Annotated in this window: 29 protein-coding genes; 12 read left to right on the top strand and 17 right to left on the bottom strand. The window is 45.0% G+C overall.

Annotation, left to right across the window (positions count from 1 at the left end):
* Position 1: 1 nt before the first annotated feature.
* The 5 genes from ACQY4U_RS03535 to ACQY4U_RS03515 form a co-directional block, all read right to left on the bottom strand.
* Complete coding sequence (locus tag ACQY4U_RS03535) at positions 2 to 409, bottom strand: response regulator (RefSeq protein ID WP_428327994.1); 408 nt, start codon at positions 407 to 409, stop codon at positions 2 to 4.
* Between the two features lies 1 nt (position 410).
* Entirely contained in the window at positions 411 to 1490 is a 1080-nt protein-coding gene (locus tag ACQY4U_RS03530; protein ID WP_428327993.1) for a sensor histidine kinase, read from the bottom strand.
* Positions 1491 to 1496: 6 nt separating this feature from the next.
* The gene (locus ACQY4U_RS03525) at positions 1497 to 4151 is read right to left on the bottom strand and encodes a PAS domain S-box protein (RefSeq protein WP_428327992.1); all 2655 of its coding nucleotides are present in this window, start codon (positions 4149 to 4151) and stop codon (positions 1497 to 1499) included.
* Positions 4152 to 4171: 20 nt separating this feature from the next.
* Positions 4172 to 6772, bottom strand: coding sequence for a PAS domain S-box protein (locus ACQY4U_RS03520; protein WP_428327991.1), 2601 nt, complete (start codon positions 6770 to 6772; stop codon positions 4172 to 4174).
* A gap of 214 nt (positions 6773 to 6986) precedes the next feature.
* A complete protein-coding gene (locus ACQY4U_RS03515; RefSeq protein ID WP_428327990.1) occupies positions 6987 to 7358 on the bottom strand; it encodes a response regulator in 372 nt (123 codons plus the stop codon).
* 293 nt (positions 7359 to 7651) lie between these two features.
* Between ACQY4U_RS03515 and ACQY4U_RS03510 the strand changes: the two genes are divergently transcribed.
* Both ACQY4U_RS03510 and ACQY4U_RS03505 read left to right on the top strand, forming a co-directional pair.
* Positions 7652 to 7798 (top strand): lmo0937 family membrane protein, encoded by a 147-nt coding sequence (locus ACQY4U_RS03510; protein ID WP_428327989.1) that lies wholly within the window; start codon positions 7652 to 7654, stop codon positions 7796 to 7798.
* 6 nt (positions 7799 to 7804) lie between these two features.
* Positions 7805 to 8929 carry an AI-2E family transporter gene (locus ACQY4U_RS03505; RefSeq protein WP_428327988.1) on the top strand — a complete coding sequence of 375 codons (1125 nt, stop codon included), beginning with the start codon at positions 7805 to 7807 and terminating at the stop codon, positions 8927 to 8929.
* On the opposite strand, the gene ACQY4U_RS03500 is transcribed toward ACQY4U_RS03505, so the two are convergent.
* On the bottom strand, positions 8930 to 9406 hold the full coding sequence (locus ACQY4U_RS03500) for a DUF1003 domain-containing protein (RefSeq protein WP_428327987.1): 477 nt from the start codon (positions 9404 to 9406) through the stop codon (positions 8930 to 8932).
* A 38-nt stretch (positions 9407 to 9444) separates the two neighbouring features.
* Between ACQY4U_RS03500 and ACQY4U_RS03495 the strand changes: the two genes are divergently transcribed.
* Positions 9445 to 10089, top strand: coding sequence for a hypothetical protein (locus tag ACQY4U_RS03495; RefSeq protein ID WP_428327986.1), 645 nt, complete (start codon positions 9445 to 9447; stop codon positions 10087 to 10089).
* 12 nt (positions 10090 to 10101) lie between these two features.
* On the top strand, positions 10102 to 11310 hold the full coding sequence (locus ACQY4U_RS03490) for a DUF2252 domain-containing protein (protein ID WP_428327985.1): 1209 nt from the start codon (positions 10102 to 10104) through the stop codon (positions 11308 to 11310).
* Positions 11311 to 11411: 101 nt separating this feature from the next.
* Here the strand turns inward: ACQY4U_RS03490 and ACQY4U_RS03485 are convergent, their stop codons facing one another.
* Entirely contained in the window at positions 11412 to 11831 is a 420-nt protein-coding gene (locus ACQY4U_RS03485; protein WP_428327984.1) for a DUF1003 domain-containing protein, read from the bottom strand.
* A 474-nt stretch (positions 11832 to 12305) separates the two neighbouring features.
* Here ACQY4U_RS03485 and ACQY4U_RS03480 point away from each other — a divergent pair, with 474 nt between their 5' ends.
* From ACQY4U_RS03480 to ACQY4U_RS03450, 7 genes are all read left to right on the top strand, one after another.
* Positions 12306 to 12617, top strand: coding sequence for a hypothetical protein (locus ACQY4U_RS03480; RefSeq protein WP_428327983.1), 312 nt, complete (start codon positions 12306 to 12308; stop codon positions 12615 to 12617).
* Positions 12618 to 12724: 107 nt separating this feature from the next.
* Positions 12725 to 14428 (top strand): FAD/NAD(P)-binding protein, encoded by a 1704-nt coding sequence (locus tag ACQY4U_RS03475; RefSeq protein ID WP_428327982.1) that lies wholly within the window; start codon positions 12725 to 12727, stop codon positions 14426 to 14428.
* Between the two features lie 3 nt (positions 14429 to 14431).
* The gene (locus tag ACQY4U_RS03470) at positions 14432 to 15001 is read left to right on the top strand and encodes a DUF1543 domain-containing protein (protein ID WP_428327981.1); all 570 of its coding nucleotides are present in this window, start codon (positions 14432 to 14434) and stop codon (positions 14999 to 15001) included.
* 95 nt (positions 15002 to 15096) lie between these two features.
* Positions 15097 to 15549: a hypothetical protein gene (locus ACQY4U_RS03465; RefSeq protein WP_428327980.1), complete on the top strand. Its 453-nt coding sequence runs from the start codon at positions 15097 to 15099 to the stop codon at positions 15547 to 15549.
* An 84-nt stretch (positions 15550 to 15633) separates the two neighbouring features.
* Positions 15634 to 16104 (top strand): ankyrin repeat domain-containing protein, encoded by a 471-nt coding sequence (locus ACQY4U_RS03460; RefSeq protein WP_428327979.1) that lies wholly within the window; start codon positions 15634 to 15636, stop codon positions 16102 to 16104.
* A gap of 68 nt (positions 16105 to 16172) precedes the next feature.
* Complete coding sequence (locus tag ACQY4U_RS03455; RefSeq protein WP_428327978.1) at positions 16173 to 18290, top strand: catalase; 2118 nt, start codon at positions 16173 to 16175, stop codon at positions 18288 to 18290.
* 865 nt (positions 18291 to 19155) lie between these two features.
* The gene (locus ACQY4U_RS03450) at positions 19156 to 19446 is read left to right on the top strand and encodes a helix-turn-helix domain-containing protein (RefSeq protein ID WP_428327977.1); all 291 of its coding nucleotides are present in this window, start codon (positions 19156 to 19158) and stop codon (positions 19444 to 19446) included.
* A gap of 103 nt (positions 19447 to 19549) precedes the next feature.
* Here ACQY4U_RS03450 and ACQY4U_RS03445 read toward each other — a convergent pair whose 3' ends face one another.
* Positions 19550 to 19858: a hypothetical protein gene (locus ACQY4U_RS03445; protein ID WP_428327976.1), complete on the bottom strand. Its 309-nt coding sequence runs from the start codon at positions 19856 to 19858 to the stop codon at positions 19550 to 19552.
* A 99-nt stretch (positions 19859 to 19957) separates the two neighbouring features.
* On the opposite strand from ACQY4U_RS03445, the gene ACQY4U_RS03440 reads away from it, so the two are divergent.
* A complete protein-coding gene (locus ACQY4U_RS03440; protein WP_428327975.1) occupies positions 19958 to 20437 on the top strand; it encodes a hypothetical protein in 480 nt (159 codons plus the stop codon).
* A 123-nt stretch (positions 20438 to 20560) separates the two neighbouring features.
* Here ACQY4U_RS03440 and ACQY4U_RS03435 read toward each other — a convergent pair whose 3' ends face one another.
* The 9 genes from ACQY4U_RS03435 to ACQY4U_RS03395 form a co-directional block, all read right to left on the bottom strand.
* Entirely contained in the window at positions 20561 to 20998 is a 438-nt protein-coding gene (locus ACQY4U_RS03435; RefSeq protein WP_428327974.1) for a macro domain-containing protein, read from the bottom strand.
* A 23-nt stretch (positions 20999 to 21021) separates the two neighbouring features.
* Positions 21022 to 21225, bottom strand: coding sequence for a hypothetical protein (locus ACQY4U_RS03430; protein WP_428327973.1), 204 nt, complete (start codon positions 21223 to 21225; stop codon positions 21022 to 21024).
* A 17-nt stretch (positions 21226 to 21242) separates the two neighbouring features.
* Positions 21243 to 22067: a PRTRC system ThiF family protein gene (locus ACQY4U_RS03425; RefSeq protein ID WP_428327972.1), complete on the bottom strand. Its 825-nt coding sequence runs from the start codon at positions 22065 to 22067 to the stop codon at positions 21243 to 21245.
* Complete coding sequence (locus tag ACQY4U_RS03420) at positions 22064 to 22549, bottom strand: hypothetical protein (protein WP_428329720.1); 486 nt, start codon at positions 22547 to 22549, stop codon at positions 22064 to 22066. The genes ACQY4U_RS03425 and ACQY4U_RS03420 overlap by 4 nt, the downstream gene beginning before the upstream one ends.
* Before the next feature lie 36 nt (positions 22550 to 22585).
* Entirely contained in the window at positions 22586 to 22798 is a 213-nt protein-coding gene (locus ACQY4U_RS03415) for a hypothetical protein (protein WP_428327971.1), read from the bottom strand.
* Positions 22776 to 23876, bottom strand: a complete 1101-nt coding sequence (locus tag ACQY4U_RS03410) for a hypothetical protein (protein ID WP_428327970.1) — start codon at positions 23874 to 23876, stop codon at positions 22776 to 22778. Before ACQY4U_RS03410 ends, ACQY4U_RS03415 begins: the two co-directional genes overlap by 23 nt.
* A 63-nt stretch (positions 23877 to 23939) precedes the next feature.
* On the bottom strand, positions 23940 to 24158 hold the full coding sequence (locus ACQY4U_RS03405; protein WP_428327969.1) for a PRTRC system protein C: 219 nt from the start codon (positions 24156 to 24158) through the stop codon (positions 23940 to 23942).
* A 2-nt stretch (positions 24159 to 24160) separates the two neighbouring features.
* On the bottom strand, positions 24161 to 24745 hold the full coding sequence (locus ACQY4U_RS03400; RefSeq protein ID WP_428327968.1) for a PRTRC system protein E: 585 nt from the start codon (positions 24743 to 24745) through the stop codon (positions 24161 to 24163).
* A gap of 7 nt (positions 24746 to 24752) precedes the next feature.
* Complete coding sequence (locus ACQY4U_RS03395) at positions 24753 to 24989, bottom strand: hypothetical protein (protein WP_428327967.1); 237 nt, start codon at positions 24987 to 24989, stop codon at positions 24753 to 24755.
* Positions 24990 to 24994 lie beyond the last annotated feature (5 nt).

The following is a 24994-nucleotide window of genomic DNA, read 5'->3' as shown; positions in this document are numbered from 1 at the left end:
CCTAAAAATAACTGGCTACTGTATCCTGGATCAGTTCAACCGTTAAAGGCTTATTTAAAAAGCTTTTTACTTCTTTATAGTTCAGCGCACGGGTTTGATCGTCGGGATTTAAAGAAGTGGTGAGCATAATTACTTTAGTTTTGGATTTCAGCTCATCGTTTAGTTTATGGAACTCATCTAAAAAATCGAAGCCGTCCATTCCCGGTAAATTAATATCCAAAAAGATAAGGTCGGGCTTTGGGAATGCCTCATTTTGTAGTACGGCCTTTGCCAAATAGTCTAATGCCTGCGTCCCGCTAGTCGCTATACTAACCTTCTCGCATACCTGGGCCTTTTTGATCTTGATCTGGTGAAAAGCATTATCCGCCTTGTTATCATCGATCAATAAAATGCAGCTAATCTTTTTCATGTTATTTGGCAATGGTGAAATAAAATGCGGCACCTTCTCCCAATTTGGACTCTACCGAAATCTTACCATTATGTAAGGATACGATTTTTTTGCAGGATGCCAAACCGATGCCCGTTCCGGGGTATTCCTCAACCGTATGCAGCCGCTGGAAAATTACAAAGATTTTTTCCCGGTATTTTTCATCAATACCGATACCGTTATCCCTGACCGCAAATACCCATTCGGCTTTATTTTCTACTGCGGAAATGTGGATAGTCAATGGTGTGTCTTTCTTGCGGAATTTAATGCCGTTACTGATCAGGTTTTGAAACAAGCGTTTCAATTCATTTTCATTGCCGCGAATATTGGGCAAAAATCCGGCATTGATCTTTGCGCCGCATTGTTTAATGGCCGTGTCCAAATCGGCAATAACCGATTGCAGTACCAGTTGCAGGTTGACAGGCTTAAACTCAGAGTTATTCCCGATCCTTGATAACTCAAGCAGATCCCTGATGAGGTTCTGCATTTTTGCAGCGCCATTTACAATGTAGCCTAAAAATTCTTGTGTTTCCGGGTCGCCGTTGCCCTCAAATTTTTCAGAAAGCAGTTCCACAAAGTTGGTAATGGTTCTTAGCGGCTCCTGTAAGTCATGCGAAGCAACAAATGCGAATTGTTCCAGTTCCTTGTTTTCTTTATTGGCATTAATTAAGTTTTCGTTACTTACTTCCGCCCTTGTTTTTTCCTCGCTATAATCCTCCAGGATGTTTAGAAAAGCGCGTTGGGTATCCTCCATCGCTTCTTTTTCAGCCCGGTAATCATCAAGGATGTTTAGTAACGCGGTTTGGGTATTATCCGAGTTTTGTCTTTCCTGGCTAAAATCATCAAGGATATTTAACAGCGCCCGCTGCGTGTTCTCAGAATGTACTTTTTCTTCGGTATAATCATCCAAAATATTGAGGAGGGCCCGTTGTGTATTGTCCGAATTCAGCTTTTCATCGCTGTAATCATCCAAAATATTAAGCAAAGCCTTTTCCGTGTCGACAATATCGACGTCAGGCAAATCTATCTCCGGCTGTGCTATTTTGATGAGGCCCTTTTCCATGGATAGCTATCTTCTTTCCAATACTGAAACTTTACCTTTCAGTTCCTCAATTTCCTTTTTCAACTCCATCATTTTTAATTCGCGCCCTACGGTCAGCTTACGGAACCGTTCCAACTCCTCAATACGCATCAGCTCCTTTTCACGTTCTGCAATTTCGCGTTCTGCCAATTGTTTTTGCGCCGTAATATCCCGCGCAGCAGCAAACACTCCCAGTACATTATCCTTATCGTCCTTATATACGGAAGCATTGTACAATACGTCTGTTAGCTGCCCATTTTGGTGCCTGATGGTCAGGGGATAATCCGCTACGAAACTTTTTTCAAATACCTGTTGGTAGCCTTCCTGCGCTTTTTCCGCTTCGGTGAAGTAATTGGAGAAATCTGTACCGATCAGTTTTTCGCGGTTTACACCGGTTACTTTTACTGATGCCTCGTTTACGTCAGTGATCTTACCGTCGGCGCTGATCGTTACCAGCGGATCGAGTGAAGCTTCAATTAAGGAACGGGCATATTGTGACGCTTGTTTCTGTTCGGTTACGTCACGCGCAGCAGCAAATACCCCGAGTACGTTGCCTTTATCGTCCTTGTAAACCGATGCGTTATAGAGCACGTCTGTTAGTCTACCTGACTTATGCCGGATGGTCAAGGGATAATCCGCTACGAAACTTTTTTCAAATACCTGTTGGTAGCCTTCCTGTGCTTTTTCCGCTTCGGTAAAGTAATTGGAGAAGTCGGTGCCGATCAGTTTTTCACGGTTAACCCCGGTCACTTTCACCGAGGCATCGTTTACGTCAGTGATCTTACCATCGGCACTGATCGTTACCAGCGGATCGAGCGATGCTTCAATCAGCGAACGTGCATATTGCGAGGCTTGCTTTTGCGCCGTTACGTCACGGGCGGCGGCAAATACACCGAGTACATTTCCTTTTTCATCCCGGTAAACCGAAGCATTATACAATACGTCTGTTAAATTACCGTCCTGTGCGCGGATGGTCAGCGGGTAATCCGCTACGAAACCTTTTTCAAACACCTGTTGGTAGCCTTCCTGCGCTTTCTCAGGTTCGGTAAAATAATTGGAGAAGTCGGTACCGATCAGCTTCTCCCGGTTTACGCCTGTAACCTTTACCGATGCCTCGTTTACGTCAGTGATCTTACCATCGGCGCTAATTGTTACCAGGGGATCGAGTGAGGCCTCAATTAATGAACGCGCGTATTGCGATGCCTGCTTCTGTTCCGTTACGTCACGGGCCGCGGCAAACACCCCGATCACATTGCCTTTATCGTCCTTATATACAGAAGCGTTATAGAGTACGTCCGTTAAGTTACCATTCTTACTTCTTATCGTTAACGGGTAATCCGCTACGAAACCTTTTTCAAACACCTGCTGGTAGCCTTCCTGCGCTTTTTCTGCTTCGGTAAAATAATCGGAGAAGTCCGTACCGATCAGCTTTTCCCGGCTTGCCCCGGTTACTTTTACAGATGCTTCGTTTACGTCAGTGATCTTACCATCGGCGCTAATCGTTACCAGCGGATCGAGTGAAGCTTCAATTAAGGAACGCGCGTATTGGGAGGCTTGTTTTTGTTCGGTTACGTCACGGGCTGCCGCAAACACACCGATCACATTTCCTTTTTCATCCCGGTAAACGGAGGCATTATACAATACGTCTGTCAGGTTACCATCTTTCGCCCTGATCGTTAGCGGATAATCCGCTACAAATCCTTTTTCAAACACCTGCTGATACCCTTTACGGGCCTTGTCCGGCTCCGTGAAATAATCCGAGAAATCCGTCCCGATCAGTTTGTCGCGGCTTACCCCGGTCACCTTAACGGATGCCTCATTTACGTCGGTGATCTTACCGTCCGCGCTGATGGTTACCAGCGGATCGAGCGATGCCTCAATCAACGAACGTGCATACTGTGAAGCTTGCTTTTGTTCGGTTACATCACGGGCCGCAGCAAAAACACCGAGTACATTGCCTTTTTCATCCTTATAGACAGATGCGTTATACAATACATCCGTCAATTTTTCGTCTTTATGCCTAATTGTTAGCGGATAATCTGCCACGAAGCCTTTTTCAAATACTTGCTGATAGCCGCGCCGCGCTTTATCCGGTTCGGTAAAATAATCCGAAAAATCCGTTCCGATCAAGCTATCGCGCGACATACCGGTAATCTTTACCGATGCTTCATTTACGTCAGTAATTTTACCATCGGCGCTGATCGTTACCAATGGGTCAAGCGAAGCTTCGATCAGGCTTCGGGCATATGCCGAATATTGCGCGCGCTGGGTAACGTCACGGCCAATAGAAGAAAAGCCGATGGCTTTGCCTGCGCCGTTAAAAATGGGAGAAACCGTTAAGGATACATCTATGATGGAGCCGTCTTTCTTTACCCGTTTGGTTTCATAATGCTCGATCTTGATACCCTTTTTATATTTATCAAGGATGTCATTATGTTCATCTGTTTTATAGGGCGCTAAAAGGTTGACCGATTTACCCATTACTTCGGCTGCCTTATAGCCGAATATACGTTCGGCACCGGCGTTCCAGTAATTAATTAAGCCATCCATCGACTTGCTGATAATCGCATCGTCAGATGACTGGACAATTGCAGCGAGCAGCGTCTGCAAATCTTCCGGTGTTTCCGTAATTGTTTTAGCCATAATATGGTGTTTTATAGGTTTTATTCCTGTAGTTGTTTCGTAAGCGGCAGGGAGAAATAAAACGTACTTCCATTACCTTTATCACTTTCCGCCCAAATCCGGCCATCGTGACGATGTATGATCTCGGAACTCAAATACAAGCCGATACCAAAACCGGAAATATGCTGCGATTGATTGGATGTTACCCTGAAATAACGTTTAAATACATTTTCCAGGTCCTCGGGTTTAATCCCCATGCCTTCGTCCCGGATACTGACCAGCACGTCTTTTTCTTTCAACTCACATTTAATATCGACAGTTTTCCCCTTGGGGGAGTATTTAATGGCGTTACTGATCAGGTTGGTCAAAACCGAACTTATTTTATCCTTATCGGCGTGAATCATTACAGGCTTACAAGGCTCAAAACAAAAGGTATGGCTCCTAATAACCAATTCCTGTTCGTCAATGATCTCTTCGATAAGTTTTTCCATATCGAAGTCCTGCATATCTATCGCGATCTTGCCCGATTCCAGGCGGGATATATTTAGAAAGCCATTGATCATCTGGATCATCTTTTTAACCTGTACACTGGCTTTTTCCATCGCCCCGGCCAAAAATTTATCTTCGCTATCTTTTAATTTGGAATTTGCAACCTGTACCAGCGCGGTTAAGGAGGTGAGCGGGGTTTTTAGCTCGTGGCTAACCATGCCGATAAAATCGCTTTTTCGGGTATCATCCTGCTTGCGTTCGGTAATATCATGTAACACACCTGTAAAATAATGCGGTATGCCATTGTTGTCATTCTGTACCGTACCTACGCCGCGCACCCAGCGGATCTTACCGTCATGATGGCCGATAACCGGGTATTCCATATCAAATTTGATCCCTTCGGTTATCGCCTTTTCTACCAGGTCGGCAGCAGCCTGGCGGTAATCAGGGTGTATAGTGTTGATAGCGGCTTCATAAGGAACATCTTCATGGGCATAGTAGCCAAAAAATTCTTTTAAGCGGGGTGAGGCCACAAAAATGCGGCTGTTGATGTCAATATAGTAAGAGGCTAGTTCAGCGGCATCAACGGCCAGCCGCAAAGATTCCTCGGCGCGCTCAATCTCTTTGCGGGCATTGACCTGTTCGGTGACGTCTATCGCCACGCACATTACACTGTTCGTTATACCCTGATCATTTTTAATAGGTTCATAAATGAAATTATAATACCCGTCCTTTATTTCTCCTGCGTGTTCAATTTTTGCCAATATGTCGTTGCCATAAAATGGCTGGCCGGATGTGAATACATCGTCCAGTAATTTAAAAAAGGATTGGCCTTCAAATTCCGGCATGGCCTCTATATAGGTTTTGCCAACTACACCGGCACTTTTGCCCAGCATTTTTAACATTCGGGTATTCATTACCTCGATCAATAGCTCTCGCCCTTTCAGTATAAATATGGCAACCGGGGCCTGCTGAACCAAGAAGCGAAAACGCGCTTCGCTTTCGCCAAGGTCAAACACCATTCCTTCCAGTTCATACTGCGTCCTGGTCAGGTCTTCATTACTGGCGGAGATCCATTCGTTCAGGTTCTGCAGGTCCTTGGTATTTCTTATCTGGTTTTCTTCCGACAGTTTTCGGTCGGTTATATCAATGCAGGAACTGATATAACCTGCAAAATTACCGTCCGACCGGAACCGCGCAGGAATTTTGGCCAATACCCAGCGATATTCACCGGCATAATTAAGCACGCGGAATTCGCCGGTTAATGACTCTTGTTTTTCATGAGCTGTAAGGTATTTATTCACCCAGTCGTCTTTATCTTCCGGATGGATGAGTTCAGCCCAGCCGAATTCAAGGAGTTCATCCATACTCTTTCCGGTAAGGTTGGCCCAGGCCTTGTTAAAATAAACCGCTTTACCATCTTCATCCGCAACGCTGATCATAATATCCACGTTTTCTGACATCAGGCGAAAACGCGCTTCGCTTTCCTGCAAATATTTTAAGGTAGCCGTCAGTTCGTTTTGCGTATGTAAAAGCTGTGCATTAGCTTCGGTCAATTCTTCATTCCCGGTGATCAGTTCTTCGTTAATAGCGCTCATCTCTTCATTCAGCGATTGCTGTTCCACATTACTGTTACTTAATTCGCGAAAAGAAATGACTTTTTCCGTTGTTTCACTGCATGTCACAAAGACCCCGGCAATCACGCCCTTCTCGTTGGTTACCGGGCTGTAGCTGAAGGTCCAGTACACATCTTCCATTTTACCATTGCGGTAAATGGGCAGCAATTGGTCTACATTCCAGGTACCTCCGCCGCCGGACAGCACGCTATCGATCATGGGCCCGATAAACTCCCATATTTCCTGCCAGTATTCTTTTGCAGGTGCCCCTAAAATATTAGGATGTTTTCCATCCTGTCCCAAACTTGGCCGGTAGGCATCATTATAAAAACAGGTCAATTCCGGCCCCCAGAAAAGGAACATAGGAAACCTGGAATTTAATATGATACTGATGGTGGTTTTGAGGCTTTGCGGCCACTCATTTACGGCACCGACAGGTGATAATGACCAATCTTTCGCCCGCATTAATTCCCCCATCTCGCCACCTCCCTTAAGAAATAGCTGTTCCGTATTTACTAATGGGGATTCATTTAGCATAAAGACTTTTGTGAGGAACGAAATTATTAAACTAAGATATAAAAGAATTGTTTGAATATCTTGGGTTAATATTTCCGACTGGGAGTTGTAACTTACCCGGCTCTCAACTATTCACATCCTAAAGGGATATGTCACCATGTTTAACGCAATTGAATGGCCGGATATAGGCTTCTGGGCGTATCAGGCCCTTAACTAAGAAGAGTAAACTTACCGGTTAATGATTTAACACCTCGGTAATGGTACTATCTAAATCATCGAGATCGAAGGGTTTTGCTAAAAAGGCATCAGCGCCTGCTTGCCGGGTTAAAATCTCTATATCACTGTTGGCTGAAAAGTAAATCACGGGAATATCACGCAATTTAGGTACATTTTTAATTCGCCTCGTTGCAGTAATCCCGCCATCATCAGGGATCCAGTTATCCATCAAAATAACATCAGGAGATACTTGTTCAAGTTTTTTTTCGATTTCATTGCAATCCGTAAAGGTGGTTACCTGCCATCCTTTTTCTTCTAAAATATAAGTGCAGATCGAAAGGATATCCTCATCGTCATCAAAAATCGCGACCCTTTTTATGGAATTGTCCATTAGTGATTATTTTGTGTTATTTCGTTAGCAATTGGTGCGTTTAGTGATGTGTATAAAGAATACAGATTTAAACGATCCAAATTTGGCAAGCTGAATTAATTGCTGAAAGGTAGAGAATAGCTTTGGTATTAAAAAATGGAATTGCAGGCCTGCAATAACGAGACTTACTAAAACACTGCTATTAGCTATTTATTGTTGCGTGGCTTTTTAAGGTTAAAAATGGCAATCATCGCCGTTCTCAAACTATTTATCCCGGTTACTGTTGACAATACACACTTCTTAATCTAACAATCATGTCGAATATTTTGTACATCATCGCAGTTATCCTGGTTATTGGCTGGGCTATCAGTTTCTTCGGTTATGCAGCCGGGGGCCTTATTCATATTCTGCTGGTAATCGCAGTAATTGCTTTTATCCTCGGGATTATTCGCAGGGCGTAAACGCTTATGGATCTTAATCTCCTTAAATCACTGCCATTTTATATCAAACTGGCCGCTGTTCTTTTCAGCCTGATCGCGTTGGTTTATATTGTGGTCACGGCTAAGGAGATCTTATCACCGTTGATTTTTTCGTGCCTTTTTTCAATTTTATTACTACCATTTGCCGCTTTTTTAGAAAATAAGTTAAGGTTGCCTCGAAGCGCGGCTTCTATGCTTGCGGTAATTACTTTACTCGCCTGTATTGGTGGTTTACTATATGCGATCGCATCACAGATCTCCAGCCTGGTCAGCGATTGGCCACAGTTCCAGGACCAGTTGCATAAATCGCAGGAAACGCTGCAGGACTGGATCAGGTCAAGTTTCCACATTACCAAGCATAAGCAAAATACTTTTGTAGCGAATACTACGAATAAGGTGATGGCATCAGGTACTACCGTAGTAGGCACAACTTTGTTATCGTTGTCATCCCTCCTGTTATTCTTTGTTTTCACTTTTATTTATATCTTTTTCTTCCTGCTGTACCGCAGGCTAATCATGCGTTTCCTGGAATCGGTTTTCCTGAATGAAAACAAGAAGCTGGTGCATGACATTATTGAGCAGGTACAATTCATCATTCGTAAATATATCATCGGGCTGCTGATCGAAATGGCTATTGTCGCCACGGTAGTGAGTTTAGCTTTTACGTTTTTAGGGATTAAGTACGCGATCCTGCTGGGCCTGGTCACAGGCTTATTTAACATCATTCCGTATATCGGCATTTTTTCCGCTTTAATTGTGAGTTCGGCAGTGACCTTTGCGACCGCGCCAAATCCAACGACGGTGCTTTATGTCGTTATCACCTTAGTCATTACGCATTTAATCGACAGTAACGTGCTGTTGCCGATGGTCGTAGGCTCTAAAGTGAGGATCAATGCGCTGATCACGGTATTAGGCATCATTATCGGCGAAATGATATGGGGCATACCGGGGATGTTTTTGTCCATACCGGTCATAGCGGTGTTAAAGATCATATTTGACCGTATCGAAAGCCTCAAATCATGGGGTATTATTTTAGGGTACGAAGAACCGAAACAAAACCGGCTGGCCAAAACCTTGAAAGTCAAAAAAAAGGTAGCTGTGCCCAGAGAATAATTATTCCTGGTCGTCCAGTGATTGATGAATTTCATGGATGTCGGTCGTTTCCTTCATCTTTTCCAGTTCTTTATCTTCCTTATCGCAAATACCCAAATGCTGCTGGATCGCGTGGAGCATACCCAGCATTTTGGTGATCTCTTCTTCGGCGCGGACATTAACCTCGAAATCAACCTGCTGCTGTAATTTGTCCATTTTACCCTGCCTGTTTTGATTGATCAGCACGGAAACGGATAAAATGACCGCGAAAAGTGATACCAGCATATCGAGGATAGGAAACGGGAACGGGTCAAAGGATTTGAGGTTAGGAAACAAATGGCAGTTCCATACAGCCCAGGCAATAAAGAACAGGATGCAGCCCGCCAGGAAGGTAATGCTGCCAAAACCGGAAGCAATTGCAGTGGCAAAACGGTCTGCGGTTGTTTTATTGAAATCCAGCGAGGATTTTAGTTCATTGGGGATTTTGGTGCTGCTCATTTTTACAGGTTATAACGATATAATAATAAGAAAATAACATGAAAAAATTTTACTTTGGGTTTTTATTGCTAATTGCGGCTACCTCCGGGTTCGCACAGCAAGCTGGAGTTGCACCTGCCATTACTAAAGCATTTATCGCACATGGCAGTGATAAAAAGATTTCAAAGGATACGGTGATCCAGTCCGATACCTCCAAAGAAAATAAGGAACCACGCTATTATTATTTATCGCTCAACACCGATTTTTTTGTGAATACAAAAGGTGGAGTCGCCAAACGGTTCTCCCCGGCTTTGGAATTCGGCCGTACCTACGGGATATTTGATATTGGCCTGGCAACGGGGAGGTTCAGTTCACTCGCTGCCGGCAGCGATTCCAGCCATTATATTGAATTCCGGCCAACGATCAATATTTTTTCGAGCGGCAGGTTTGCCGAAGGCTTATGCCTGGGGGGCGGGTATGTCTTCGGGGCCAAACAAGGACTGGTTTCCGAGATATGTAACAGCATCAATTTTAATATCTCCACCACCGTTGCGCTTGCGGTAACACAAGGGTATTATTTCTTTGATGGCACTAACAGCAGCCGGAGCACCCAGTTTATGGGTTTCAGTTTGACCTACAACTTCCTGAAAAAGCATAGTGTAAATGATCAGCGCAAAAAGAAAGCCATTTTAACGACCAATTAAACAAATACCCCTATGTCTAAATTATCCGAACGCCTCAAAGCATTTAATCATGGATTGTTGCCCGATATGATCCAGTTGAAATATGAAGCTATGACCGAAAATGCTTTCCGCTTTTACCGGGGCACCTGTCACCTGTTTTATGAAGACCTTTCAAAGGCTCCCCCATTGCCGCTCTCTCCATTAACTTGGATCTGCGGCGACCTGCATTTAGAAAATTTTGGCAGCTATAAAGGCGATAATAAACTGGTTTATTTTGACCTGAACGATTTTGACGAGGGGATATTGGCCCCGGCTTGTTACGAACTCGCGCGGATGGTAACAAGTATCTTTATTGCTTTCGAGGCGCTGGAGATCGAACCGGAAAAAGCGATGAAAATGGCGGAACTTTACCTGAAGGCTTACAGTAACACACTGGCCAAGGGTAAAGCAATCAGCATTGAGCCGCGTACCGCAAAAGGGATCGTCTGCGATTTTTTGACCTCGGCTGATAAAGCAAGCCAGAAAACACTTTTACAAAAGCGTACCATCAGCAAAAAGAAAAAGATCATGCTGTCCCTGGAAGATGAGCGGCATTTTAAGCTGGACAAGAAACTGCGGCAGGAACTGAGCGCCCATATCAACGAATGGATCAGCACCAGCAGCGACGGGCCTTATAATTATGAAGTAAAAGGTGTAATCTTCCGGTTGGCGGGTACTGGTAGCATTGGCGTTAAACGTTATTTATTCCTACTTAAAAGCACCAATACAAAAAACAAATACCTTTTGCTGGACATGAAGCAATCTACACCATCCTCTGTAGCCGGCTATACAACAGTCAAACAACTTGATTGGGATAACAATGCGGAACGAATTATCTCTATCCAATTGAGGATGCAATATGTATCCGCATCCCTGTTAAGTACTACCATTTTCCAGGAAGAGTCTTTTGTAATACAGGAACTACAGCCGGTAAAGGATACGATCAAGTTCAAATTGCTCAAGGATGAATACAGGGATATTTACCAGGTCGTTAATGATATGGCTTCTTTGACTGCCTCGGCCCAACTTAGAAGTGGCGGTATACAGGGTTCTTCCATTATTGATGATCTTTCTGCATTCGGTAAATCTGAAGAATGGCAGGAACAGGTACTGAATTATTGCCGGCATTATGCGGACAAGGTCAAAAAAGATTACCGGGAGTTTAAGAGCGACCATCAAAAAGGCGTCTTCAAAGAGAATTAAAACAAAGGCCTGGTTACGCGGGCCGTTGTAAAAAATATATAATCACAACTATTCTTAATTTCATCCCAACTTTGATCTTATGATCGCAGCGGATCGCATTTTTATTTTTTCTTTGCGGTGGCAGGCTGTAGCAGCTCCAGGATCTTATCCAGCTTTTCGATCTCTATGGTATTCAGCTTTTCCAGCAATTGCTCGATCTCTTTTTTGGCTTCCACGTTCGTTTTAAAGTCTTGCTCTGCATGGTGGCGGTCGCGTTCACTCTGTCGGTTCTGCGCCATCATAATGATGGGCGCCGCGTAAGCCGCCTGCGTAGAAAATAACAGGTTCAGTAAGATAAAAGGGTAAACATCCCAATGGTACATAAAGGCGATCACGTTGGCGACCATCCAAACCAAGACAATTATGGTTTGTATAATGATAAAACGCCAGGAGCCCATACCGGTTGCTACCGAGTCCGCCAGCTTTTCGCCGAAGGTAGTTGTTGACTTGTGTTTTTCATGCCAGGTTTTTGCAGCTTCCATAATAAATAATAGGGGTTAAATAATAACGGATTAACGAGTACAAGCCTTATTTGTTTCAAACCTGAATAACGCTGATTTCTGATCCTATTCGTGCGTTTGCGAACATTTGGCTCCCCGATTGGGCTATTTATCATCCGAACTAAAACATCATATTCATGGCATATGTGCTTTTGCGTTGGCTTTGTCTGACATCTTAAAGCGTATTACGCCTTACAATGCGTCCTGATCGCGTGTTGACCAAAATCAAATTCATCATGTAGTATAAAATAGCCGGGCTACGGCGGTTTGTGCGGTGTTTTACGCTCGGTAAAGCCGCTGGCATAATTTTGGTATTCCCGTATTTATAAAAAACAACGTTATGGAAAATTTAGACTTAACTACCATCATGCTATTAATAGCCACAGATCTGGAATTAAAGGAACTGTTGCTTGCCGATCTGCAACTGATTCGTTCAAAACAAGCCGCTTAAATGCAATGGAACAATATAAAGCAAATGCTTCAGTAGTCTTTACCGATGATGAAGGCCGCCAGATCGATACCTTCGTAATTTTTGATACGGATGGTAAAACGGGGTTGACCCATATCAACCACGAGAACTTAAAGGTTGCTGCATCACAACTGCAATTGCATTCCAAAACGGTTGGGGACTATCACCTGCCCATAGCCGATGCTTTCAGTTTTGAAATACTAAGGAAGCTTCGCGAAAAATATGCATTGATGGATGCCGCCAGCAAAGTCCCTGCAAACAAATTACCGCACAGGAGGGTACTGGCCATAGCTTCTTAACCAAAAAATAGTTTGTAAAGTATAAGGCCGTACCAGCAAGGCCAGCCGGCAAACATTCCCCTTTTGGTATTGTTGAACTATAGCTCTTCGAATAGACCAAAAATAAATTGAGAGATAGAAAACGAATCGCCATTTTGGGCGGTGGGCCCAGTGGCTTGTTCATGTTCAAGCGATTCGTTGATACGGGTAGAACCGATATCAGCATTACGATATTCGAGCGCAAAGAACGCTTGGGCGCGGGTATGCCATACAGCGCCGAAGGTGCGAACGATGAACACATCACCAACGTATCCGGTAATGAGATCCCGCCGTTGGTTACCTCTTTGAATGACTGGATCAAAACCATTTCAAAAGATACGCTGAATAAATATCACATGGATGCAAAGCGTTTCAATGAATACAAGGTATTGCCGCGCCTGTTGTTCGGTCAATACCTGACCGCCCAATTCGACCTGCTGCAAAATCAAGCCAAAGAGAGAGGCATCGAATATGAAGTGCATTATAATAGCCCGGTAACAGATATTATTGATCAGCCCGAAAAGGGTAAGGTCGTGGTAGAGATCGCCGCACAGGCTCGATTTGATTTCGACCAGGTAATTATTTGCACCGGACATAGTTGGCCGCACCGGCACGAAGGCAAGGTGCCCAATTATTTTGATTCACCATATCCGCCGGCTAAACTAGGTATGCAACTGGACCACCCGGTAGCTATTAAAGGCTCTTCGCTGACAGCAGTCGATGCGATCCGGACGTTAGCCCGTCATAACGGAATTTTTGAAAAGGATGTCAATGGCAAATTATCCTATCAACTTTTCGATCATAATCCCGGCTTTAAGCTGGTATTGCACACCCGCAATGGGATGCTTCCTGCCGTACGTTTCCATTTGGAAGATTCGCATTTATCAAATGATGCGCTGCTGACCAGGGAAGAAATTGCGGAGCATATTAAAAACAACAATGGGTTTTTGTCTTTAGATCACATCTTTGAGAGGGATTTCAAGTTACCGATAAAAGCCAAGGAACCGGAATTTTATGAACAGATCAAGGATATGCACCTGGAAGAATTTGTAGCCGCGATGATGGAACTGCGGGAACGTCTTGATCCGTTCCAGTTATTAAAAGCTGAACATGCTGAAGCCGAAAAATCCATTAAACGAAAAGAATCCGTTTATTGGAAAGAGATGCTGGGGGTGCTTAGTTTCGCGCTGAATTACCCTGCAAAACATCTATCTGCAGAAGACATGCAACGGCTGCAAAAATCCTTGACACCGCTTATCTCTATCGTGATCGCTTATATACCGCAAAGCTCCAGTGAAGAACTATTGGCCTTACACCAGGCTGGCGTGTTAGCGCTTATTCCGGTTGGGGATGATAGTAAAGTGGAGCCCCATGAAGCAGGCGGTGCGGTCTATCATTATAAGGACGAAGCCGATAAAGAACAGGCCATCCATTTTTCTACTTATATCGATTGTGTGGGACAACCGCATTTGACTTTTGAAGATTTTCCTTTTAAAAGTTTATTGAGCGGACGCACGGTTAGCCAGGCCAAACTCAAATTCAGTTCGGCTGAAGAAGGACGTAAAGCTACGGAGGAAGGTAAAGCCGTATCACAAGATGACAACGGTGATTATTATCTGAAAGTCTCCGGCATCACCATCAATGACCATTTCCAGGTGGTGGATGCTTATGGCGCTTATAACGAGCGGATCTATATCATGGCAGTGCCTTATATCGGCGGCTATAACCCCGATTATTCCGGCTTGGATTTTAGCGAAGAAGCTTCCAACAGCATTATTCAACGTATGTTCTAAAACATGGGTGAATTAAAATTATACATACTTTTATTAGGTTCTAAAACGCCCGGCCGCCATGTGGAGCAGCACGATTACTTTTTTGGCATCGCAGCATCTCTGAAAGAACTCATTCCGGATATCAGGAAATTTTGGCGCGGGGCGTCGGCAAACATTCACATCGACGGTTGGCGTGAAGTGAACGCTGTTGATAGTTACGCGGTAAAGGTAGTCCTCAAAGAAGAGGCCCGGCATTCATCGAAAAAGCTATTCTTTATTAATCTGGGCGGTTATACTGCCGGTAAACTGGAAGAACAGCATTACGTCGTACTTACCGTTCAAAGCGATCGGGTTGCGGCAGTACGCAAAGCAAAAAAAGACGCATTCTTTCAAACGAATACAATTGCTAAGATAAAAGGCGCTAACGCCCATGTTGACGATAAATATGGCATTGACGTAGATGATATCTACCTGATTGATGATATGCTCAGCGCCGGGCAAAAGGCCAAATACCATATTCAAATAATACCGGCGACCGGCTTGCCAGAAGACGAGATACACCTGGGTTATTTCAAGCTGGACAAACTCGTATGAATTTAAGGCAGCAATTAAAGAATTGGGTACAGCACCAGCACGGGAGCCAAATTATCAGACGAACGGAAACGTCTGATGTCGATCACCTGGCATTTGTGGCGGAAACAGCCGAAAAAGCGATGGCCCTGGGTTACGAGATCGGCCTTTGCCATGATTTACTGGAAGATACCGGAACCACAGCCACCGGATTAAGGGACGCTTTGCAAAACTTTGGTTACACCGAAAGTGACAGCGTCCATATTACGGCCGCTGTGGTAGAGCTGACCGATGTCTTTACCCGTGGGGCTTACCCGGAATTAAGCAAAGCCAGCCGAAAAGAAAGGGAAGCAGAACGCCTGACTATGATCAGCCCCATGGCCCAAACGGTTAAATATGCCGACCTGATCAGCAACATCGCCTGGGTGATGAAACATGATCGTGGCAACGCGGAGACTTACCTGCAAAAGAAACAGCGCCTGTTAACGCTCATGGACAAAGGCGAGCGGGAGCTTCGGCTTGAAGCCATTGCCCTGGTAGTTGCCTCGTTGCGCGAACTAAGGCCGGCTTGAAATGGCGGGACCGTTTTAATTTACGGCCTCCATAAAACAATAGCCGGATTGGATGCTTTTGTTTGGACAAAATCATCGTTAACTATGATCGATATTAATCAACTGATCATTCCCGCAGCACGGGCAGGCGACATGCCGGTGCTGACCGAACTGGTCGCTCAAAAGGCTGATCTCGAAACCCGGGACGAAAAAGGCTATACGCCTTTGATCATCGCCTGCTATAACAATCAATATGCTGCTGCAGAACTGTTGTTAAAAGCTGGAGCGAAAGTGAACGGGACAGACGGTGGCGGCAACACAGCGCTAATGGGCGCCGCCTTTAAAGGTTATCCCGCTATCGCGGAACTACTGATCGCTCAGGGCGCGGACATGGACCTGCAGCATGGCAACGGCGGCACGGCCCTGATGTTCGCCGCTATGTTCGGCAGGAACGAACTCGTTAAATTGCTGGTTGAGAGGGGTGCGGATAAAATCCTGCTGAATAAAGGCGGCCTATCCGCCGTCGACCTCGCACGGCAACAAGACAACCAGGCTGCAATTGCATTATTGGTTTAATTATTTTCTTATAATGAAACAAACGTCATTAGTGAAGGTTGTCTTTACACCAAATAATGTAACCGATAATGGCAAAAAAAACCACACCACCCGTATCGCCTAATCCTAAACTGGAAGATCTAAAGGCCGACCAGGCCAGCGCCGGCGGCGAAATGATGACCACCGACCAGGGCCTGAAAATTAATGATGATACCAACTCACTAAAGGCAGGCGAACGTGGGGCGACCTTGCTGGAGGATTTTATCCTTCGCGAGAAGATTACCCATTTTGACCATGAGCGTATCCCGGAAAGGATCGTACATGCGCGTGGTTCGGGTGCACATGGTGTCTTCCGGGTGTACGAATCCATGGCTAAATATACCAAGGCCGGGTTCCTACAGGATCCATCGGTTGAAACGCCGGTATTTGTGCGTTTCTCTACCGTAGCGGGTTTTAGAGGTTCCACTGACCTGGCCAGGGATGTGCGTGGCTTTGCCGTAAAATTTTATACCGAAGAAGGGAACTACGACCTCGTGGGCAATAATATGCCGGTCTTTTTTATCCAGGACAGTATTAAGTTCCCGGATTTGATCCATGCGGTCAAACCGGAGCCGCATAACGAAATTCCTCAGGCGGCCTCGGCGCATGATACTTTCTGGGATTTTATCTCGCTGACGCCGGAATCTATGCACATGATCATGTGGGCGATGTCCGACCGGGCTATCCCGCGTAGTTTGCGCATGATGGAAGGCTTTGGCATCCATACGTTCCGTTTTATCAACGCCGAAGGCAAATCCTGCTTTGTCAAGTTCCACTGGAAACCTTTACTGGGTATGCACGCGGTGGCTTGGGATGAGGCGCAAAAGATCTCCGGCAAAAACTCCGATTTTCATCGCCAGGATTTATATGAAGCCATCGAAGCCGGGGCTTTTCCGGAATGGGAATTCGGCGTACAGATCGTGCCGGAAGAAGATGAGCATAAATATCCGTTTGATTTGTTAGACCCAACCAAGCTGATTCCCGAAGAATTGGTACCGGTGATGAAGATAGGTAAAATGACCTTAAACCGTAACGTCGATAATTTCTTCGCCGAGACCGAACAGGTAGCTTTCCATCCCGGACATTTGGTACCGGGTATAGATTTCACGAATGATCCGCTATTGCAGGGCCGTTTGTTTTCCTATACCGATACCCAGCTATCCCGGTTAGGCAGCCCTAACTCCCACGAAATACCAATTAACCGTTCTATTAATCCTGTTCAAAATAACCAGCGTGACGGTCACATGCGCCAGCAGATCAATGTGGGCAAGTCCAGCTACCACCCGAACACGGTTGGTGGCGGTTTCCCCCAGCAGGCGAAAGCGAGCGAAGGCGGTTTTACGAGTTATGAGGAACGCGTCGATGCCCGTAAGGTACGGGCGCGCAGCAAAAGCTTTATGGATTTTTTCAGCCAGGCGACCCTGTTCTTTAACAGCCAGTCGGAACCGGAGCAAAACCACATCATCGATGCCCTGCGCTTTGAATTGGGTAAGCTGGAAACGCCAGCGATCCGCGAACGCATGGTTGGCCTGTTAAGTAAGGTTAGTGCGACATTAGCGGCTAAAGTTGCGGAAGGATTAGGTATAGCGGTACCGGCCCCACAGGAACCATTGAACCGTAATTACGGAGCCGACGCTAACCCGGCGGATTACCAGGATCACCCGAAAAAACAACTGGACAAATCGCCCGCACTAAGTATGACGAACAGTCCGAAAGATACCATTAAGACCCGGCAGATCGCGATCCTGGCGGCGGATGGCGTGGATGGTACGGCTATAAAAACGATGAAGGCAGCTTTATTAGCTGAAGGCGCACAATGTAAGCTGATCGCGCCTCATGGGGGCTCGATCAAGGATGCCAAAGGCGCGGCAATAAAAGTGGACATGAGCTTCCTAACCGTGGCCTCGGTGATTTTCGATGCCGTTTATATACCTGCCGGCACAAAAGAATTATTGGACAATGCGGACGCGATTCACTTTGTTAATGAAAGCTATCGTCATTGCAAAGCCATCGCCGCTGATGACGATACTTTCTTGACGGAAACCTATGTTGCCGAAAAATTAACCACACCGGGTGTATTAGTAAGCAAAACGCCAAAAGACTTTATTCATGCGATTGCCCAGCACCGTTTCTGGGAAAGGGAGAAAAAGGATAAGGTTCCCGCATAATCAAAAAAAAACGCATAAGGATCGCGGGATTAGTGATTGGCGGGATTAGCGCCGCTGTGCCGGCGTACCTGTTTTTCACTAAAGAGGGTGAATAAATGCTTGCCGGTTTAAATCACAAGTTCAAAGATGTGGCCAAAGATAGGCGCGGGTATAGTAAGCGATAAAACAGGCATTTCCAAAAAAACCGTGAAAAGAGCAGCTGATGTTATTGTAAAACGACGCTGTAGTAAAAGTTACATTCCCGGAAAAGAGCAATATTTTTGCAAGTAAATATCAGCTTTTCCTATCTACAGCAGGGCAATTATCCAAGGAGATTCACAGCGAAATCCTTAAACAAAAGATAAGGAGAATGACTAAATGAATACGCACACAGAGTGTGCGTATTCATTTCCACCAATATTTATTGGATTTTGACGTCGCAATATGTGACGTCAAAATTATAACCAGACATTAAAATGCCCCATCCATTTTCCCCTGCTTCAATTTTGATAACAATTATCACAATGTCCAAAGTCACGCCTCAATTTCAATTGTGCAGCCAGCGCCTGCACAATTGAAACTTTTAGTTCATTATCATGGTTTGATCCCAATTGTGTAAGCGGTGCGTACATGATTGGATTTTCCCCGATATTTTGAATTGAGAACGAACTGCATCCGTAATTGATTTTACTTTGAAAACTGCGATATTTCAAAAAGATTCAGATTGTGCCCGCACTGCGGACACAATTGCAAAAAAACTATATCCGACTCGGATAAACTCGGATATAATTTAATCCCATTTAAACCAAATTTGCATCAGGTTACTGGTTTCACTGAAAATCAATGCCGCGTAATAACTGAAATAAACTAAAATTAAATTAAAGCTATGGCAGCAGAAATCATCACGAAGGAAGATCTACAGGAATTTGGAAAAAACCTGCTCAGTCAAATCAGGGGATTGTTAGGCCAATCTTTTGAAGAACCCAAAAAATGGTTAAAGACCTACCAGGTAAAGAACCTTTTAAAAATATCTGATAATACCCTCCAAACATTGAGGGACAACGGCACTATACCATTCACTAAGATCGGGGGTATCCTTTATTATAGTTACGAGGATATTAACAGAGTATTGAGTGGAGAAGTAAAGAGCAAGCGTATTAAAATTAATAAGGACTAATGCTGCCTTAAAGAGAAAAGTCCCGGACACTCGCTGCCAGGACCTTTCAACCTAAACCTTATCACAATTGCCGGAGAGTTTCCGGCAGTTATAAAACGTAAACTTAATCAAATAAATGCGCCTTATCATAAAATTTCGCAATTTCCAGTGAGCCGTAGCGTAAGGCGTTCGTATCAAAGGTGAGCGGGAATTGCCTTTCCTCATCTAGGAACAACCGCCCTCTTTCTTTGGCGATAGCCCTGCCGATCATCGGGGTCTGGCTGACCATTACTGTGTTAATATCGGCATCCAGCGAGATCGCCGCCATCGGCTTTTCCGGGTGCTGAAAATTATATAGTGCAATATCAGCCATCAACTGTTTAATTGTTTCCGTGGTGAGCCCAAGCGCATCGAACATATCCTTTATTTTCATGTCTGATTTTTTACAAAGTTAAATCGCGGCAGCAAGCCCCGCAAATATGAGTTGTGATATTATTTAATATTCCTAAATTGGTTCAGATTTAAACCGGTTATGATCGATCACCAAATTTCTGTGTTAACACCCGCTGAATGTTCCGCAACCCAACTGCGGCAATTCCATGAACTGGTTATAACGGGTGGGCAGGTGCTGGCCGATGGCCTTGCGGAAAGAATCGCATCTGCCGCTGTGCTGGCCTTCGCCTATTCGGGTGAACAACTTTCGGGTATCGCCTCGGTCAAAAAGCAAAAGCGGAGTTATGTTACCAGTATCTTTTTAAAGGCAAAAGTCCCCAGGCTGGCAGAAAACTACCTGTTCGAGATCGGTTACGCGGTAACAAATGAACATTTCAGGCGGCAGGGGATCAGCCGCAACCTTATTAAGGCCTTAATAGGCCATAAACCCGGAACCCGGTTTTACGCCACGACCAAAAACGATGGTATGCGGGATCTGTTGACCCAATCCGGATTTAAAAAGACCGGAAACTCCTGGTTAAATGTCAATGAAGAAACATTAGACCTATACACGCTCTAACGAAATCGAAAATTCATTCCTAAGTGAAGCGCCCCGTATTTTCACCAAAGCTATCAACAATGCGGAAATACGGGGCGAAAAGGGGCTCCGGCGTGCCGGAGCCCTCCGGACGATTTTGAAAAATCAGCTTGATTTTATTTGGGGTGCATAAACCCATATTGACAGTTCAAGGGCGGATAGGTATCGCTCAATAAGTGGCTTCACCTTGTTCCAGTCCAGTCCGCCATTCCCGCAGCCCAAAGCAGGCAAGGCAATGCTTTTAACGGGATTGTTCCGCAAATAGGAAACGAGGGCAATCAGCCCGCTTTCCACAAATTCATATTGGGATGGCATTTTCCAATGCTGTTTAGTGGGAAAGTTGATAATAAGCCTTTCACCCATTAGCAGTTCGTTATCCTTTACGGCTAAAACCTGTCCCGTCTTTAATTGACCGTTTAAACAAGCTTGCCTATACACTTCAAAATTATGGGGGAACGCCTGTTTGAATTGCAGGGCAATTCCTTTCCCCATTACGCCAACTGTATTGACGGTATTCACCAATGCTTCAGCACTGGAATCCATGATATTCCCTGTGGTGTACCGTATCATAATTTGCCGTTATTCTGTTTTAAATCCTTGTCCAATATTAGGAGTTTTTGATATAAATCCTCCCAATAATCAACTAAATGCAAATGGTATGGCGATGGGTGGTTCACCCTGTAATGGCGGTAGTCGTCCGCCTGTAAAATGGCTAATGCCAAATCCGTTACCGCTATCTCCTTACCATCCAAATCCGTAATCTTTTTCATGGATGTTCATTATCTGTTCAGGCTACTTTTAAAGCCTGTGTCTTAAACTCTTTCAGGTTCAGAAAAAAACCCCGGTTAAACAGCATCCCCTCGCGGAACAGTTGCCAAAGCAGGGATGCCCCTAAATTCGCCAAAGCGGAATTGATGAACAAATCCTGTTTGGTCAGGGCTTCGGCTAAAGAACAACTTGGCGTGTTGTCGGTGCTTTCCGAACTTTCCAGTAATTCCTTAAACTCTGCGGTGACCAATGGCAAGGTTTCTACCACCCTGAACTTTTTGCTTTCCGGCTGTTGGATAGCGGTGAGCGTAGACAAAACCACCTGCCCCGTGTCCCTGCTGTTCCCGAAATCCATCCAGTACAGGGGGCGGTTACGGGAATAAGCCATTTTTTGATCGATACCCATCAACAGCTCGGCTATCTCGAAACGTGCGGAAACCGTATCGACACAGGACACCGTAAATTCAGCCATCCGCAATTCAGGGTGAGCCTGTATAGTGTCCTTATCATAGCGTTCCGTTATGGCTTTCCAGTTCGTACCGAAAAACAGGTTGATGCGATTGACCAAGGCAACCGCTTTGTACATCCCTAAATCTGCGGTAGGGAACAACTGTCTGCCGAGGTTGGCGGGTTCGACTTTATCATCATCGAATACCCGTACCATCAGGCCAGGATGCCCGAGTTCAATCAGGGCATGGTTCATCCTGCCCAAAGCGGTCAGGAACTGGCTACCTGTACCCCCCGCACCAATTAAGTTAACCATGATGGGATTATAGGGATTGAGCAATACCTTTTCCACGATATGTACACATGGTTTTATCGCTTTCAATTTCTTCGTTTTCATGTCAGTAAGTTTTGTAAGGTAAAATTGGTCGGTTTTAATAACTGCACAGGAAAGGGGCTGTCCGTTGCGACCTGCTCCTGCCATAGCTGAACGATATTTTCGGTAACGGGGTTGAACTCACTCATCAGGTGGCTGAAGTAGCTGTTCCAAAAGTAACTTTCCCATTGCGCCATAAAATCCTCCAAACGGGCGGCTTCTGTAATATTGACCCGCACCGTACCCATACATACCCTGCCCTCCTTGTAAATATTAAAATAGGGCGCATGGAACAACTTGGTTTTACTGCAAGGCTTTTTGTTCCCTTTTACTGCATATACCGCTAATTCCTCCCTCCCGGCTTTCCATATCATAGCAGGGACTTTTCCCCTGCCGGATGGGATGCCCAAAGCGGATGCGAAAAACAAGGGTACTTCCTGTGGTGGCGTGTACCAAACAGCATAGCCCGATTGTTGCGGGTTAACATACAGCACCTTGTTCGGCAGAATACCCCTGCTCCGCAGGTAGCCTGTTTTGAGTTCCTATGAAGCCTGGAACAGGCGGCTCAGTTGCAGGGTTTCTTTAAACGTTAAGGGATGCGCATTGATGGGCTTGCCAAACTTGCCGATGTCATAGCTTTCCACGTAAATACTATGTTCTTCGTTGCCATCATCCCCGCCCTGTTTCTGACAGATCAACAGGGCTTTGATGGGCTGATAGGTATTGCAAAAATTATTCGTGATGTTCTTCATCATCGTAATCATTTAAAATTTCGGCTAAACGGTCAATAAGCGACAATAGCCGGGGTTCATAATCAAACACATGGCAGGGCTTTTCCTGCGGGGTATTGAACCATTGGTTGCTGACGGGTTCTTCCTGATAGCCCATTTCCTGAAACTCATCGTTTACCATTTGGTACAGGGTTTCGGACAGGCAATCGTTTCCGCTCCAGTAAAAGGAAATATATTGCTCCCAATATATCGTTTGGTTGTCCTCATCTTCTTCCTCGTCATAATACATGGATTCTTTGACTGCCTGTTTAGGATAGTCTTTTATCAACTTGATAAATTCGTAAAGGACATTAATTAAGTAACCATCCGCTTCGGTAAACTGCTGATACCTAACCAAATCACTTTCCAGTTCCTTTAAGGCAAACGGTTTTTGGAGTTCGGGCAATAAGGTATTACCTGCCAGTTGCAATGTTTTCAGTTCCTTTTTCTGCCGTTGCCTAAAGGGTTCTTCTTCCTCATCCTGTTCTTCGTCCAGCCAGTTTTTGATGGTTTCGTAATTGCCGTCAATCGTCCCCGGCTCGGTATAAAAGGGAACGCCCGACACTTGGTAGAGATAACGAAAAACCGCCAACAGCAAATCATAGGGTAACTTGTCCGCTTTTACCTCCCGCAAACTCCAAAGCGGACGGACAGGAATATAATACAGGTGGTAATCCGTATCAAATGTTTTCGAGGTGGCTAAACAAAGGAGGTGCGTTTTATCCTGACAGATGTTTAATTTAATGTCTGATTTAGAGCCTAATAATCCCGACACGCCGTTATAAGCAACCGAAACGTTTTGCGGAAAAGACAGGCCGGAAACATCCGGCTTTGTCCATCCGTACAAATCGCAAAGGTTTCCCAACGAAACAAAAAACTCCCTTTCGGCTTTACGCCAATCGCTGAACGCCACACCCCAAACAGGGTTAAAGGAATGGTTCAGAAAACCATTATGGTGCGTTCCTGCGGTGCGCTTCTTAGCCGGTTTTGCTGTACTTCCCTTGCGTCCGGCAAGCGGTCTAACCGCTCTGCGAGGTTGCCGAATAATTGATGCAGTTTCCATTGCTTGCTTTTTTCTATAACAGTTACTTTCCTTTTCATTAATCGCTTTTCCATTGTCTTAGGTTTAGCCTTTCGTACCCATCGTGCTTTCAAAGCGGTACTGTATCTCATCGTTCTTGATTTCAGGGCCGACTATCCGTGCATTGGTCAGCACGGGGTAAGTACCCGAATAAAAGTTGAGTACTATATCGGGATTGAATGTTTCGCCGGGGTCTGATAAGCGGACTTCCTGCCCATTATCTTTATGGATAAAAATCCTTTCTAATTGCGTGGTCTGTAACATGGCTAATCTTGATTAAATAGTTGCAGGGCTTGCGCCATTTGTTCTTTTTTGCGGGTCAGGTCGGCTTTCCGCCTGTTCAGTTCTTCCGCCTTTTCAGGGTAATCGCTCACCGGGGGTAAAACCTCCAATGCTTCAGCGTATTTACAGGCATCGTTCAGTTCAACCACTTTGCGTATCGCATCGGTGTAGGCTTTCTTTTTATCCTCTGCGGATATTTTAGGTTCGGCTACTTCTATATCATCGCCGTCTTCCGTATTCGATTTCACTTTAGCGGGTTGGCTCTTGTTACCCTGCGACAGCTTCTTTTTGGCGTTATCCAAATTCTTGTTATAGACTTCAATATTGCTGTATAAACCTGCGGTAGCCTGTACGGGTTGCCCGATAGCTTCAAAAAAGCCCTCATCCATTTCGGATGCCGTCCCCTTGAATATCAGGGGCGCAATCGTTTTGGTGGCAGGTTCATTGGATTGGTTAGGTGAATACAGGGCAGATACGGTAAAATGCCCGTTCGCCTCATTATGTATGCTTAACTTCCAAATGCCGGGGGCATTCAGGTTAGCAATATTTTCAAAAAAGTTCGTTTTCATAACGTGATTATTTAAAGATGAATAAGAAGATACCCGCCACGATAGCGAGTAATCCCAAAAAGTAAAAGAGTGCCTCAATACGGGTGGTCAGCCACCATTTCTCATAGGATGAAAAAAGTTGCAAACCTGCCACGCCACGGCGGTTAAACCTGCGCCTGTTGATGATATAGCGGATAATTAACCCTGCCCCGATAAGCAGGTAAGCGGACAGGTTCGGATGATGCTGAATGATTAAGAGTCCCATGATTT

This window comes from Mucilaginibacter sp., from assembly GCF_965277465.1.
Lineage (GTDB): Bacteria > Bacteroidota > Bacteroidia > Sphingobacteriales > Sphingobacteriaceae > Mucilaginibacter.
Note: the sequence above shows the minus strand (reverse complement) of the source record. Positions and strands in the feature narration are given on the sequence as shown.

Bases quoted from the DNA above. Each gene is read 5' to 3' on its own strand.
- ACQY4U_RS03510 (WP_428327989.1), top strand. From the start codon at position 7,652: ATGTCGAATATTTTGTACATCATCGCAGTTATCCTGGTTATTGGCTGG.
- ACQY4U_RS03525 (WP_428327992.1), bottom strand. From the start codon at position 4,151: ATGGCTAAAACAATTACGGAAACACCGGAAGATTTGCAGACGCTGCTC.
- ACQY4U_RS03490 (WP_428327985.1), top strand. From the start codon at position 10,102: ATGTCTAAATTATCCGAACGCCTCAAAGCATTTAATCATGGATTGTTG.
- ACQY4U_RS03410 (WP_428327970.1), bottom strand. From the start codon at position 23,876: ATGGAAACTGCATCAATTATTCGGCAACCTCGCAGAGCGGTTAGACCG.
- ACQY4U_RS03435 (WP_428327974.1), bottom strand. From the start codon at position 20,998: ATGGATTCCAGTGCTGAAGCATTGGTGAATACCGTCAATACAGTTGGC.
- ACQY4U_RS03430 (WP_428327973.1), bottom strand. From the start codon at position 21,225: ATGAAAAAGATTACGGATTTGGATGGTAAGGAGATAGCGGTAACGGAT.
- ACQY4U_RS03480 (WP_428327983.1), top strand. From the start codon at position 12,306: ATGGAACAATATAAAGCAAATGCTTCAGTAGTCTTTACCGATGATGAA.
- ACQY4U_RS03400 (WP_428327968.1), bottom strand. From the start codon at position 24,745: ATGAAAACGAACTTTTTTGAAAATATTGCTAACCTGAATGCCCCCGGC.
- ACQY4U_RS03535 (WP_428327994.1), bottom strand. From the start codon at position 409: ATGAAAAAGATTAGCTGCATTTTATTGATCGATGATAACAAGGCGGAT.
- ACQY4U_RS03460 (WP_428327979.1), top strand. From the start codon at position 15,634: ATGATCGATATTAATCAACTGATCATTCCCGCAGCACGGGCAGGCGAC.
- ACQY4U_RS03425 (WP_428327972.1), bottom strand. From the start codon at position 22,067: ATGAAAACGAAGAAATTGAAAGCGATAAAACCATGTGTACATATCGTG.
- ACQY4U_RS03470 (WP_428327981.1), top strand. From the start codon at position 14,432: ATGGGTGAATTAAAATTATACATACTTTTATTAGGTTCTAAAACGCCC.
- ACQY4U_RS03495 (WP_428327986.1), top strand. From the start codon at position 9,445: ATGAAAAAATTTTACTTTGGGTTTTTATTGCTAATTGCGGCTACCTCC.
- ACQY4U_RS03395 (WP_428327967.1), bottom strand. From the start codon at position 24,989: ATGGGACTCTTAATCATTCAGCATCATCCGAACCTGTCCGCTTACCTG.
- ACQY4U_RS03500 (WP_428327987.1), bottom strand. From the start codon at position 9,406: ATGAGCAGCACCAAAATCCCCAATGAACTAAAATCCTCGCTGGATTTC.
- ACQY4U_RS03485 (WP_428327984.1), bottom strand. From the start codon at position 11,831: ATGGAAGCTGCAAAAACCTGGCATGAAAAACACAAGTCAACAACTACC.
- ACQY4U_RS03520 (WP_428327991.1), bottom strand. From the start codon at position 6,772: ATGCTAAATGAATCCCCATTAGTAAATACGGAACAGCTATTTCTTAAG.
- ACQY4U_RS03445 (WP_428327976.1), bottom strand. From the start codon at position 19,858: ATGAAAATAAAGGATATGTTCGATGCGCTTGGGCTCACCACGGAAACA.
- ACQY4U_RS03505 (WP_428327988.1), top strand. From the start codon at position 7,805: ATGGATCTTAATCTCCTTAAATCACTGCCATTTTATATCAAACTGGCC.
- ACQY4U_RS03450 (WP_428327977.1), top strand. From the start codon at position 19,156: ATGGCAGCAGAAATCATCACGAAGGAAGATCTACAGGAATTTGGAAAA.
- ACQY4U_RS03405 (WP_428327969.1), bottom strand. From the start codon at position 24,158: ATGTTACAGACCACGCAATTAGAAAGGATTTTTATCCATAAAGATAAT.
- ACQY4U_RS03530 (WP_428327993.1), bottom strand. From the start codon at position 1,490: ATGGAAAAGGGCCTCATCAAAATAGCACAGCCGGAGATAGATTTGCCT.
- ACQY4U_RS03515 (WP_428327990.1), bottom strand. From the start codon at position 7,358: ATGGACAATTCCATAAAAAGGGTCGCGATTTTTGATGACGATGAGGAT.
- ACQY4U_RS03455 (WP_428327978.1), top strand. From the start codon at position 16,173: ATGGCAAAAAAAACCACACCACCCGTATCGCCTAATCCTAAACTGGAA.
- ACQY4U_RS03415 (WP_428327971.1), bottom strand. From the start codon at position 22,798: ATGATGAAGAACATCACGAATAATTTTTGCAATACCTATCAGCCCATC.
- ACQY4U_RS03440 (WP_428327975.1), top strand. From the start codon at position 19,958: ATGATCGATCACCAAATTTCTGTGTTAACACCCGCTGAATGTTCCGCA.